We start from the raw sequence: 11,032 nt of genomic DNA on the forward strand, positions 1-11,032 counted from the left end.
TGCCATGAGTATTCTGTATGACGAGGCCATCGACGGCCCGCTGGCAACGTTTGCCAAAACCGATGTGCTAAGCGACCTGCAGCAGCACATCCCCACGCTTACACTGCTGCATCGTGAAGAGGACCTGCGGCCGTTCGAGTGCGACGGCCTGGCGGCGTATCGAGTGCTGCCCATGCTGGTGGCGATGCCCGCCACCCTGGATGAGGTGCAGTCCCTGCTCAAACGCTGCCACGCGCTCGGCGTGGCGGTAGTCACACGGGGTGCCGGCACCGGGCTTTCCGGCGGCGCCCTGCCCCTCGAGCGCGGCGTGCTGCTGGTGATGTCGCGCTTTCAGCACATCATCAGCATTGATCCCGACGCGCGCACGGCTCGGCTTCAGCCGGGCGTACGCAACCTGGCCATTTCCGAGGCGGCAGCGCCCTACGGGCTTTACTACGCCCCGGACCCGTCCTCCCAGATTGCCTGCTCCATCGGCGGTAACGTCGCCGAAAACGCCGGCGGCGTCCACTGCCTGAAGTACGGCCTGACGGTCCATAACGTCATGCGTGTCGATATCCTGACCGTTGAAGGCGAGCCCATGACGCTGGGCGCGGACGCGCTGGACGCACCGGGCTTTGACCTGCTGGCGCTGATCAACGGCTCGGAAGGCATGCTCGGCGTGATCACCGAAATTACCGTCAAGCTCCTGCCCCAGCCGGAAGTGGCCAAAGTGCTGATGGCAAGCTTTGACGACGTCGAAAAAGCCGGCCAGGCGGTTGGCAACATCATCGCCGCCGGCATTATTCCCGGCGGGCTCGAAATGATGGACAAGCTCGCCATCCAGGCCGCCGAGGACTTCGTCCAGGCCGGCTATCCGCTGGAGGCCGAGGCGATACTGCTGTGCGAGTTGGACGGCGTGCTGGCCGACGTGGATGACGACTGCGATACCGTACGCGGCGTGCTGGAGAAGGCCGGGGCAACGGACATTCGCCAGGCCCGGGACGATGCCGAACGTGCCGTTTTCTGGTCCGGACGCAAAAATGCCTTTCCCGCCGTCGGCCGGCTTTCGCCGGACTATTACTGCATGGACGGCACCATCCCCCGCCGGGAGCTGCCGCACGTGCTCAACGACATCGCGGCGCTCTCCCGGGAAAGCGGCCTGCGCATCGCCAACGTCTTCCATGCCGGTGACGGCAACATGCACCCGCTGATCCTTTTTGATGCCAATCGCGAGGGCGAGCTGGCACTCGCCGAAGAGGTCGGCGGCAAGATTCTTGAACTGTGCGTGGCGGCCGGCGGTTCCATTACCGGCGAGCACGGCGTCGGACGCGAGAAAATCAACCAGATGTGCAGCCAGTTCAACGGCGATGAAATTACGCTGTTTCACGCGATCAAAGCGGCTTTTGATCCCCAGGGGCTGCTCAACCCGGGCAAGAACATCCCTACCCTTGCCCGCTGCGCCGAGTTTGGCGCCATGCACGTCCACAATAACGAGCTTGCCCACCCGGACATCCCCCGCTTCTGACGCTGCAGGAAAGATAATGACAGAAAGCCAGATCACACCGCCCAACCACGACATCGCCTCCCGGCTATGCGAGCAGGTCAAGGAAGCCTACCAGCAGCGCGCACCGCTGCGTATCGTCGGCGGCAATACCCGCGCCTTTTACGGCCGCCCCGTGGACGCCGCGCCGCTGGACGTTGCTGAACATCGCGGCATCGTGCACTACGACCCGGTCGAGCTGATCGTCACGGCACGCGCCGGCACGCCGCTCGATGAGCTGGAAGCCGTTCTCGACGATAGCGGGCAAATGCTCGGCTTTGAGCCGCCGCGCTTCGGCCCGCAAAGCACTCTCGGCGGCGCCGTGGCGACCGGCATGGCCGGGCCGCGGCGCCCCTGGGCCGGCGCTACCCGCGACTTTGTCCTGGGCACCCGCGTCATTACCCAGCAAGGCGATCTGCTGCGCTTTGGCGGTGAGGTGATGAAAAACGTCGCCGGCTACGACATGTCGCGGCTGATGACCGGCGCCCAGGGCACCCTCGGCGTTCTCGCCGACGTATCGCTCAAGGTACTGCCGCAGCCCCCGGCACGCGCAAGCCTGCGCCTGGCACTACCGCTCGATAAAGCGCTGGCACGCCTGGCTGAGCTGGGACGCCGACCGCTGCCCGTTACCGCGGCGGTCTGGCACGACGGCGCGCTTTGTCTGCGCCTGGAAGGCGGGCACAGCTCGGTAGAGGCCACGCGTCAGGAGCTTGGCGGAGAGCCGCTGGAGGCCGGCTTCTGGGAGGCGCTACGCGACCTGAGCCACCGCTTTTTCCACCTTTCGCCCGGCCAGGCGCTGTGGCGGCTTTCGCTTCCTCCCAACACGCCGCCGCTAACGCTTGGCGACAGTCAGGAGCCGGTGCTCTATGACTGGGCCAGCTGCCAGCGCTTCATCAAGACGACGCTTGACGGCGACACGCTGCGGCGTGCCTGTCAGGCCGCCGGCGGCCACGCTACCTGCTATACCCCCGCCGCCGCGGGAGGCGCCGAGGAGCCCTTTACCCCCTTGAATCCGGTAGTGGAAAAATATCACCGTCGGCTGAAAGAGCAGCTGGATACTCGAGGCATTTTCAATCCCGGCCGCCTTTATGCCGCCTTTTAATCCGGAGGGCCGCTATGCAAACGCACTTTAGCGACGCCGATCGCCAGAAACCCCATATCCAGGAAGCCGATCAGGTGCTGCGCGCCTGCGTGCACTGCGGGTTCTGCAACGCCACCTGCCCCACCTACTTGCTGCTTGGCGACGAGCGCGACGGGCCCCGTGGGCGCATCTACCTGATGAAAGAGCTGCTGGAAAGCCCCGATGATGACGTGGAAGCGGCTAAAAAGGCGCAGACGCATCTTGATCGCTGCCTGACCTGCCTCAACTGCGAAACCACCTGCCCGTCCGGGGTCGAATACGGCAAGCTGCTGAATATCGGACGCGCGGAAGCCGAGCGCCGCGCGCCGCGCTCAATGAGCGAACGCCTCAGCGATTACGGCCTGCGCAAGATGCTGGTCAGCCCGGCCCGGTTCAAGGCGCTGCTGCGCCTTGGGCAGACGTTTACGCCGCTGGTCCCGGGAAAGCTGCGCAGCAAAATGCCTGCCGCCCCGAAGGATCCGGGCTTACGGCCGGCAGAGGATCGGCACTCGCGGCGCGTACTGATGCTGGAAGGCTGCGTGCAGCCAGGTCTTTCCCCCAATACGAATGCCGCCACGGCAAGAGTGCTCGACCGGCTGGGCATTAGCGTGACGCCGGTAGCAGAAGCCGGCTGCTGCGGCGCCATTGACTTCCACCTCAACGCTCAGGAGCAGGCTCGGGAGCGCATGCGCGCCAATATCGACGCCTGGTGGCCCCACGTTGAGCAAGGTGCAGAAGCCATTGTGCAAACCGCCAGCGGATGCGGCGCCTTCGTCAAGGATTACGCTGAGATGTTAAAGGATGACCCGGCCTACGCCGCCCGGGCAAAAACCATCAGCGACATGACCCGTGACCTTGTGGAAGTGCTGCGTGAGGCGCCGCTTGAAAAGCTGGATGTCCGCTCGGACCAGCGCCTGGCCTTTCAGTGCCCCTGCACGCTCCAACACGCCCAGCAGCTCGGCGGCGCCGTGGAAGACGTCCTCAAGACGTTAGGCTTCGCCCTCACTCCGGTACAGAATGGCCACCTGTGCTGCGGCTCGGCGGGCACCTATTCCATCACCCAGCCCGAACTTGCCACCCAGCTGCGCGATAACAAGCTCGATGCGCTGGAAGCCGGCCATCCCGACGTCGTCGTGACCGCCAATATCGGCTGCCAGACCCATCTGGCCGGCGCTAACCGCACGCCGGTGCGCCACTGGATTGAAGTCGTGGACGATACCTTGGTATAACGGGCTTTAACTTATCGGGTTCAAGGCTGCACGCCCTCCGTGCGGCCTTGTTGTGTTTCGAGGAGCCTTTTCCGCGCCGGCGGCTTCACGCGCTATACCCGCCCGCGCCTCTCTACAACAATCAACGAAAAACAATCAACGAAAAACAATTAACAAAAACAGCCTACAAAACATGCCTCTCCAATAAAAAGGACCTTACCATGCAAACCAAAGCTATCCTCTCCCAGGCTGACGCCACCCGAGTGCTGGACGCCGCCCAGCAGGAAGCCGACCGGCAGGGCTGGAACGTGACCGTGGCGATCGCCGATGACGGCGGCCACCTGCTGGCCCTGCGCCGGCTCGACGGCGCCGCGCCGTTTACTGCGGAAACCGCTATCCACAAGGCACACAACGCCGCCGTTGGTCGCCGTGAGACCGAGCTTTTTGAAGACATGATCAATAACGGCCGCACGGCCTTTGTCACCGCGCCGCTCATGGGGCTGCTGTCCGGCGGCGTTCCCATCGCGGTGGAAGGCCAGGTGATAGGCGCCGTCGGCGTGTCCGGTGTCAAGCCCGACCAGGACGTTCTGATTGCCAAGGCCGGCATTCGTACGCTGGAAAGCTAGAAAGGAAAACTAGAGAGAAAAACCAGGCACAAAAAAGCCCCGGGTGGATAACCCAACCCGGGGCTCTGAAATTCGTGTGGCGGACCGGACGAGACTCGAACTCGCGACCTCCGGCGTGACAGGCCGGCATTCTAACCAACTGAACTACCGGTCCGCTATAAAGCCGTCATGAAGCATCCTGGCACTACGTAAGTTAGCACTAAATAAAATAGCACTAAATAAAATAGCACTACGCAGAAAATCGCCACTGCTACCCTGCGGGCAAAGCCAATGACAATCCGTAGCCGGTATGCATCATTCTTGGCGTGGTGGGTGGTACTGGGTTCGAACCAGTGACCCCCAGCTTGTAAGGCTGGTGCTCTCCCAACTGAGCTAACCACCCACGTTCAGGCATTCCCTTATCGTGGCGGACCGGACGAGACTCGAACTCGCGACCTCCGGCGTGACAGGCCGGCATTCTAACCAACTGAACTACCGGTCCACTCGATACGGGATGAAAAAAATCGTCTCTGCTGCGCTGGCGGACCGGACGAGACTCGAACTCGCGACCTCCGGCGTGACAGGCCGGCATTCTAACCAACTGAACTACCGGTCCACACAGGTCACCGCAGTGCCTTGACTTCTTTCGGGCAGCGAATTCAGGATTCGCTTATACGTGTCGGGCCCTTCGCGCGGCAGCTGCCGTTTGAATGGTGGGTGGTACTGGGTTCGAACCAGTGACCCCCAGCTTGTAAGGCTGGTGCTCTCCCAACTGAGCTAACCACCCGTCGATCACGTGGCGCTGCATTCTACAGTTTGCCGGCGGCTTGTCAACACTTGTCGCCTATGGGCAACGCCTGCTGTCGCTTACCGACCCCTGCCTTCAGCGCGGACGAAGGATGCCGCACGACGCGCCGCTTCGTCAATCAAATTTTGCTGAGTTAGCCCCGATGCCCGGCGCGGCACGAAATCATGATCGCCGTCGGCAAGCCAGGCAAGCGTTGCACAGAGCGGCAGCGTATAGCCTTCCACCTCCTCGCGTTTGCCGAAGGGGTCGCGCTCCCCCTGCAGTATCAGCGCAGGGCAGCGGACATCAGGCCAGTGCGCCAGGCGTAGCTTTTCCGGCCGGCGCGGCGGATGAAACGGATAGCCGGCAATCACCAGGCCGTCTACCGCGCGCCTGGCAGCCAGCATGCTGGCTACGCGCCCGCCCATGGACTTGCCGCCCAGCCAGACCGGGCCTTCCACGCTGCGCGCGACAAGGTCGTACCAGCGGTCGAACTCCGCCACCAGCGTTGCCGCCGGGGGCGGCGGGCGCCGCCTGCCGGTTTCCCGCATGCGCTGCATATAGGGGAACTCGAATGCCAGCACCTGTAGGCCGCTGCCTGCCAGCGAGGCGACAAATTGCCGCATGAAAGGCGATTCCGTCCCGGCGCCCGCCCCGTGGGCAAACAGCAGACGGCCGGCGCAAGGCTTCCCGCAGACGCGCAGAAGCCCGTGATTTGCCACTATAATCGTCGCATCAGAGGCATGTGACAGCGCTGCCGGCAGCTGGGTTTCGGTTAGCGATGAAAGTATTGGCAAGATGGCATCGGACATTCTGACGTCCTTAAAAAACCCTTACTTAGGTAGTGGACATGTTCAGCTTCTGAGTCAGCTGCGCTAGAATCCACGGTGAATATTGACCTGCATCATCAAAGCGGGTGGCCGCGCTCGTGCATAATATACCCTGTGCGAGGTACCCCCTAACCGCGTTCGATGGGAACACAAAATGACCACAACACTTGAACATCCGACCTACAACTACAAGGTAGTTCGGCAGTTCGCGATCATGACCGTTGTGTGGGGCATTATTGGCATGACGCTCGGCGTCATCATTGCCTCCCAGCTGGTCTGGCCGCAGCTGAACCTTGGCCTTCCGTGGACAAGCTTCGGGCGTCTACGCCCGCTACACACCAACGCCGTCATCTTTGCCTTCGGCGGCTCGGCGCTGATCGGAACGTCCTACTACGTCGTCCAGCGTACCTGTCAGGCGCGGCTATTCAGCGACAGGCTCGCCGCCTTTACCTTCTGGGGCTGGCAGGCGGTTATCGTCGCTGCGATCGTGTCGCTGCCCATGGGCTACACCACCACCAAGGAATACGCCGAGCTCGAATGGCCGATCAACATCCTGCTCGCCGTGGTGTGGATTTCCTACGCTGCGGTCTTTGTGATGACCATCAAACGGCGCACCACCTCGCACATCTACGTGGCCAACTGGTTCTATGCCGCGTTCATTCTGACCATCGCCGTGCTGCACATCGTCAACAACGCCGCGCTGCCGGTAACGGCGATGTACTCGATCTCCCTCTACCCCGGCGCCATCGACGCCATGGTGCAGTGGTGGTACGGGCATAACGCCGTGGGCTTCTTCTTGACCGCGGGCTTCCTTGGCATGATGTACTACTTCGTGCCCAAGCAGGCCGAGCGCCCGGTCTACTCCTACCGCCTGTCCATCGTCCACTTCTGGGCGCTGATCATGGTCTACATGTGGGCCGGCCCGCACCACCTGCACTACACCGCGCTGCCCAACTGGACGCAGTCGCTGGGCATGGTGCTCTCCATCATCCTGCTGGCGCCTTCCTGGGGCGGCATGATCAACGGCATGATGACGCTTTCCGGCGCCTGGCATAAGCTGCGCACCGACCCAACCCTGCGCTTTCTGGTCGTGGCCCTGTCGTTCTACGGCATGTCCACCTTTGAAGGCCCGATGATGGCGGTGAAGACCGTCAACGCGCTGTCGCACTACACCGACTGGACCATCGGCCACGTCCACGCCGGCGCTCTTGGCTGGGTCGCGATGATCACCATCGGCTCCATGTATCACCTGATTCCGCGCCTGTTCGGTCGGGTGCAGATGCACTCGGTCAACCTGATCGCCGTGCACTTCTGGCTGGCGACCATCGGCACCGTGCTCTACATCGCCTCCATGTGGGTCAACGGCATCATGCAGGGCCTGATGTGGCGCGCGATCAACCCCGACGGCACGCTGATGTACACCTTCGTCGAAGCCGTGGAAGCCAGCGCACCGGGCTACTTTGTGCGCCTCATCGGCGGCCTGTTCTGGGTAACCGGCATGCTGATCATGGCCTTCAACGTCTACATGACGGTCAAGCGCCGCGACGCCATCAGCGAGCAGCCGGCACCGCAAGCCGCCTAAACCGGGGAAGTTAAGACCGATGAAACACGAAATTATTGAAAAAAACGTTGGCCTGCTTGTCGTCTTGATCCTGGTTGTGATCAGCTTCGGCGGACTGGCCGAGGTGGTGCCGCTGTTTTTCCAGAAGCAGGTCAATGAGCCGGTCGAGGGGCTTGAGCCCCTCTCCGCGCTGGAACTGGAAGGCCGCGACATCTACCGCCGCGAAGGCTGCGTCGGCTGCCACTCGCAGATGATCCGCCCGTTCCGCGCCGAAACCGAGCGCTACGGCCACTACAGCGTGGCCGGGGAAGGCGTGTACGAATACAACTTCCTGTGGGGCTCCAAGCGGACCGGCCCAGACCTGGCCCGCGTCGGCGGCCGTTACAGCGACGACTGGCACCGCGCCCACCTGTACAACCCGCGCGACGTCGTGCCGGAGTCCATCATGCCGGCCTACCCCTGGCTTTTCGAAAACACCCTGGACGGCGACGATATCGCCGCCAAGATGCGCACGATGAAAACGCTCGGGGTACCCTACAGCGACGAGCAGATCGCAGGCGCCGAAGAAAAAGTCAGCGGCACGCAGGAGATCACCGCGCTGATCGCCTATCTCCAGCAACTGGGAACCGTGCTTGAGGGCACTCGATAAGTTATGGATTCGGGAGACTTTCAGGGTATCGTCACGCTCATCTTGCTCATCGCTTTTGTAGGCATCATCTGGTGGGCCTACTCCAAGCGTCGCAAGCCGGACTTCGATGAAGCCGCCAACCTGCCCTTCGCCGACGAAGAAGAAGACGAACAACCCAACCGTGACCAGCCTGCCGCGTCAAGGGACGCGGCAGAATCCCGCCAAGACAAGGGAGACAAGAATACATGAGCTATCTATGGGGTGACTCCCTCTCCGGCTTCTGGAGCGCCTGGGTCATTATCATTTCGCTTGGCACCATCGGACTCAGCGCCTGGTTTCTGCTGTCCAACCGGCGTACCGACAAGCAGCCCGACGCCGAAGGCAACGTGGAAACCACCGGCCACGCCGCCGACGGCATTGAGGAGTACGACAACCCGCTGCCCAAATGGTGGTTCCAGCTGTTTGTCGGCACCGTGGTCTTTGCCGTGGGTTACCTGGTGCTGTACCCGGGCCTGGGCAACTTCCAGGGGCTTCTGGGCTGGTCCCAGGAAGACCAGTGGGAGCAGGAGGTTGCCCAGGCGGAAGAGCGCTTCGCGCCGATTTTTGAGCAGTATCAAGAAATCGAGATTCCTGAGCTGGCCAAGGATCAGGAAGCCATGCAGGTGGCCGAGCGCATCTTCCTCAACAACTGTGCGGTCTGCCACGGCTCCAACGCCCGGGGCGGCTACGGCTTTCCCAACCTGACCAACGATGACTGGCTGTACGGCGGCGAGCCGGAAAACATCGTGACCACGCTGACCAACGGACGTAACGGCCTGATGCCGTCCTGGCAGCAGCTGGGCGAGAACAACATCGAGAATCTGACCCAGTTTGTGCTCTCGCTTTCCGGCGAGGACCACGACGAGGATCGCGCCGAAAAGGGCCAGAGCACCTTTACCTCGGTCTGCGCCGCCTGCCACACCCCGGACGGCACCGGCAACCAGGCGCTGGGCGCGCCGGACCTGACCGACGAAGTCTGGCTGTACCAGAAGCCCGGCCAGTCGGTTGCCGACTCCGTTCGCCAGACCCTGCGCAACGGCCGCAACGGCCATATGCCGGCCCAGGCGGCTTACATCGGCGAAGACAAGGTGCATCTCGTCGCCGCCTACATTTACAGCCTGCGCTACGACGATTAAGACGCCTTCCCCGAGCATCATCTCCGGGGGACAGAACAGGGTGCGGCCGGGAGCCGCACCCTTTTTTTATGCATAATCCGGTACACTAGAGGAAACGATAGCCTGCTACTGCACGCTATTGCCCTCCCCGTTTTACTGCCTTCTGAGCTGCGATACCGCCATGGAAAAGATTCCCAGCAAAGACGTCACGCCGGATCCGGTAGGACATCATGCTCCCGAACAGCCCGTCACCCAGGAAATGTACGCCAAGCGGCGCCACCTCTACGTGCGCGAAATCAAGGGGCTTTTTCAGAAGATCAGGCGCAGTGCCAACTGGGCGCTAATGCTCACGTTTTTCCTGCTGCCGTGGCTCTACATTGGCGGTCGCCCGGCGGTGTGGTTCGACCTGCCCCACCGCGAGTTCCATATTTTTACCGCGACGTTTTACCCCCAGGAGTTCGTCCTGCTGTCGTGGCTTTTGATCATCTGCGCGTTCGGGCTGTTCTTCATCACCGTGTTTGCCGGCCGGGTCTGGTGCGGCTACACCTGCCCGCAAAGCGTATGGACCTTTCTGTTCATCTGGATCGAGCACCGCGTCGAAGGGCAGCGCAACCGCCGTATGAAGCTCGATAAACAATCCATGAACGCCGACAAGCTCAGGCGCAAGACGGCCAAGCACGTCGCCTGGCTGGTGGTGGCACTGGCGACCGGGATCACCTTTGTCGGGTACTTCACCCCCGTTCGCCAGCTGGTGCCGGACCTTTTCACGCTCAGCGCCAACGGCTGGTCGTTCTTCTGGGTGGGCTTCTTTCTGGTCTTCACCTACCTGAACGCCGGCTGGCTGCGCGAGCAGGTGTGCATCTACATGTGCCCCTACGCCCGCTTTCAGGGAGTCATGTTCGACCGCGACACGCTGATCGTGTCCTACGATGCGGCCCGGGGCGAGCCCCGCGGTCGGCGCAAGAGAAACCTCTCCCACGAGCAGGTCAAGGAAGCCGGCTACGGCGACTGCATCGACTGCGACCTGTGCGTGCAGGTCTGCCCCACCGGTATCGACATCCGCGACGGGCTGCAGTATGAATGCATTACCTGTGCCGCCTGTATCGACGCCTGCGACAGCGTCATGGACAAGATGGGCTACCCTCGCGGGCTTATTCGCTACACCACGGAAAGCTCCCTGGAAGGCGAAAAGACCCAGATCCTGCGGCCCCGGCTGATCGGCTACTTCATCGCCCTGGCGGTGATGATCGGCGCCTTTGCCTGGGCGGTCGGCGACCGCACGCCGCTGGACTTCGATGCCGAGCGCGATCGCACCCAGCTCTACCAGATGACCGGCGACGGCCAGATCAGCAACGTCTACAGCCTGACGGTGCGCAACCTGGACAACCGCGACCACACCTACCGGCTGAGCGTGTCCGGGCTGCCCGGTCTTTCGCTCGACCAGCAAGCCATCAGCGTCGCCGCCGGCGAGTCGCGCAAGGCCGTGGTTACCATCCAGGCCGACCCCGACGTCATCGAACAGCCGAGCCACTCCATCGTGCTTACCCTTGAAGCCGAGGACGACGGCAGCATTCAACTCGAGCGCGACACGCGCTTTATCGGTAATCTGAGGTAATCACG

Annotated in this window: 10 protein-coding genes and 5 tRNA genes; 9 read left to right on the forward strand and 6 right to left on the reverse strand. The window is 62.5% G+C overall.

Translation table 11 applies throughout. The features are described from left to right. Nucleotides 1-4 precede the first annotated feature (4 nt). The 4 genes from glcD (at nucleotide 5) to RS027_RS00230 (ending at nucleotide 4,473) form a co-directional block, all read left to right on the forward strand. The gene (gene glcD / locus RS027_RS00215) at nucleotides 5-1,504 is read left to right on the forward strand and encodes a glycolate oxidase subunit GlcD (protein WP_311952151.1); all 1,500 of its coding nucleotides are present in this window, start codon (nucleotides 5-7) and stop codon (nucleotides 1,502-1,504) included. Nucleotides 1,505-1,520: 16 nt separating this feature from the next. Then, the gene (gene glcE, locus RS027_RS00220; protein WP_311952153.1) at nucleotides 1,521-2,621 is read left to right on the forward strand and encodes a glycolate oxidase subunit GlcE; all 1,101 of its coding nucleotides are present in this window, start codon (nucleotides 1,521-1,523) and stop codon (nucleotides 2,619-2,621) included. Nucleotides 2,622-2,635: 14 nt separating this feature from the next. Beyond that, nucleotides 2,636-3,868 (forward strand): glycolate oxidase subunit GlcF, encoded by a 1,233-nt coding sequence (gene glcF / locus RS027_RS00225; RefSeq protein ID WP_311952155.1) that lies wholly within the window; start codon nucleotides 2,636-2,638, stop codon nucleotides 3,866-3,868. A gap of 200 nt (nucleotides 3,869-4,068) precedes the next feature. Then, the gene (locus RS027_RS00230; RefSeq protein ID WP_311952157.1) at nucleotides 4,069-4,473 is read left to right on the forward strand and encodes a GlcG/HbpS family heme-binding protein; all 405 of its coding nucleotides are present in this window, start codon (nucleotides 4,069-4,071) and stop codon (nucleotides 4,471-4,473) included. 77 nt (nucleotides 4,474-4,550) lie between these two features. On the opposite strand, the gene RS027_RS00235 is transcribed toward RS027_RS00230, so the two are convergent. The 6 genes from RS027_RS00235 to RS027_RS00260 all read right to left on the reverse strand — a co-directional run bounded on the left by RS027_RS00235 (nucleotide 4,551) and on the right by RS027_RS00260 (nucleotide 5,961). After that, a tRNA-Asp gene (locus RS027_RS00235) sits at nucleotides 4,551-4,627 on the reverse strand. 152 nt (nucleotides 4,628-4,779) lie between these two features. Next, nucleotides 4,780-4,855, reverse strand: a tRNA-Val gene (locus RS027_RS00240). 22 nt (nucleotides 4,856-4,877) lie between these two features. Further along, nucleotides 4,878-4,954, reverse strand: a tRNA-Asp gene (locus RS027_RS00245). A 37-nt stretch (nucleotides 4,955-4,991) separates the two neighbouring features. Further along, nucleotides 4,992-5,068, reverse strand: a tRNA-Asp gene (locus RS027_RS00250). Between the two features lie 95 nt (nucleotides 5,069-5,163). After that, nucleotides 5,164-5,239 (reverse strand) — tRNA-Val (locus RS027_RS00255). A gap of 80 nt (nucleotides 5,240-5,319) precedes the next feature. Continuing rightward, a complete protein-coding gene (locus RS027_RS00260; RefSeq protein WP_311952530.1) occupies nucleotides 5,320-5,961 on the reverse strand; it encodes an alpha/beta fold hydrolase in 642 nt (213 codons plus the stop codon). A gap of 262 nt (nucleotides 5,962-6,223) precedes the next feature. Here RS027_RS00260 and ccoN point away from each other — a divergent pair, with 262 nt between their 5' ends. From ccoN to ccoG, 5 genes are all read left to right on the forward strand, one after another. After that, a complete protein-coding gene (ccoN, locus tag RS027_RS00265; RefSeq protein WP_311952159.1) occupies nucleotides 6,224-7,651 on the forward strand; it encodes a cytochrome-c oxidase, cbb3-type subunit I in 1,428 nt (475 codons plus the stop codon). Nucleotides 7,652-7,670: 19 nt separating this feature from the next. Beyond that, the gene (ccoO, locus tag RS027_RS00270; protein ID WP_311952161.1) at nucleotides 7,671-8,279 is read left to right on the forward strand and encodes a cytochrome-c oxidase, cbb3-type subunit II; all 609 of its coding nucleotides are present in this window, start codon (nucleotides 7,671-7,673) and stop codon (nucleotides 8,277-8,279) included. 3 nt (nucleotides 8,280-8,282) lie between these two features. After that, nucleotides 8,283-8,507, forward strand: coding sequence for a cbb3-type cytochrome oxidase subunit 3 (locus tag RS027_RS00275; protein ID WP_311952163.1), 225 nt, complete (start codon nucleotides 8,283-8,285; stop codon nucleotides 8,505-8,507). Next, a complete protein-coding gene (ccoP, locus tag RS027_RS00280; RefSeq protein ID WP_311952166.1) occupies nucleotides 8,504-9,433 on the forward strand; it encodes a cytochrome-c oxidase, cbb3-type subunit III in 930 nt (309 codons plus the stop codon). The genes RS027_RS00275 and ccoP overlap by 4 nt, the downstream gene beginning before the upstream one ends. A 160-nt stretch (nucleotides 9,434-9,593) precedes the next feature. Then, a complete protein-coding gene (gene ccoG, locus RS027_RS00285; protein WP_311952169.1) occupies nucleotides 9,594-11,027 on the forward strand; it encodes a cytochrome c oxidase accessory protein CcoG in 1,434 nt (477 codons plus the stop codon). The last annotated feature ends 5 nt before the right edge of the window (nucleotides 11,028-11,032 follow it).

The organism is Halomonas garicola (assembly GCF_031935715.1).
GTDB classification, from domain to species: Bacteria; Pseudomonadota; Gammaproteobacteria; order Pseudomonadales; family Halomonadaceae; genus Vreelandella; species Vreelandella garicola.

Bases quoted from the DNA above. Each gene is read 5' to 3' on its own strand.
- glcD (WP_311952151.1), top strand. From the start codon at position 5: ATGAGTATTCTGTATGACGAGGCCATCGACGGCCCGCTGGCAACGTTT.
- glcE (WP_311952153.1), top strand. From the start codon at position 1,521: ATGACAGAAAGCCAGATCACACCGCCCAACCACGACATCGCCTCCCGG.
- glcF (WP_311952155.1), top strand. From the start codon at position 2,636: ATGCAAACGCACTTTAGCGACGCCGATCGCCAGAAACCCCATATCCAG.
- RS027_RS00230 (WP_311952157.1), top strand. From the start codon at position 4,069: ATGCAAACCAAAGCTATCCTCTCCCAGGCTGACGCCACCCGAGTGCTG.
- ccoN (WP_311952159.1), top strand. From the start codon at position 6,224: ATGACCACAACACTTGAACATCCGACCTACAACTACAAGGTAGTTCGG.
- ccoO (WP_311952161.1), top strand. From the start codon at position 7,671: ATGAAACACGAAATTATTGAAAAAAACGTTGGCCTGCTTGTCGTCTTG.
- RS027_RS00275 (WP_311952163.1), top strand. From the start codon at position 8,283: ATGGATTCGGGAGACTTTCAGGGTATCGTCACGCTCATCTTGCTCATC.
- ccoP (WP_311952166.1), top strand. From the start codon at position 8,504: ATGAGCTATCTATGGGGTGACTCCCTCTCCGGCTTCTGGAGCGCCTGG.
- ccoG (WP_311952169.1), top strand. From the start codon at position 9,594: ATGGAAAAGATTCCCAGCAAAGACGTCACGCCGGATCCGGTAGGACAT.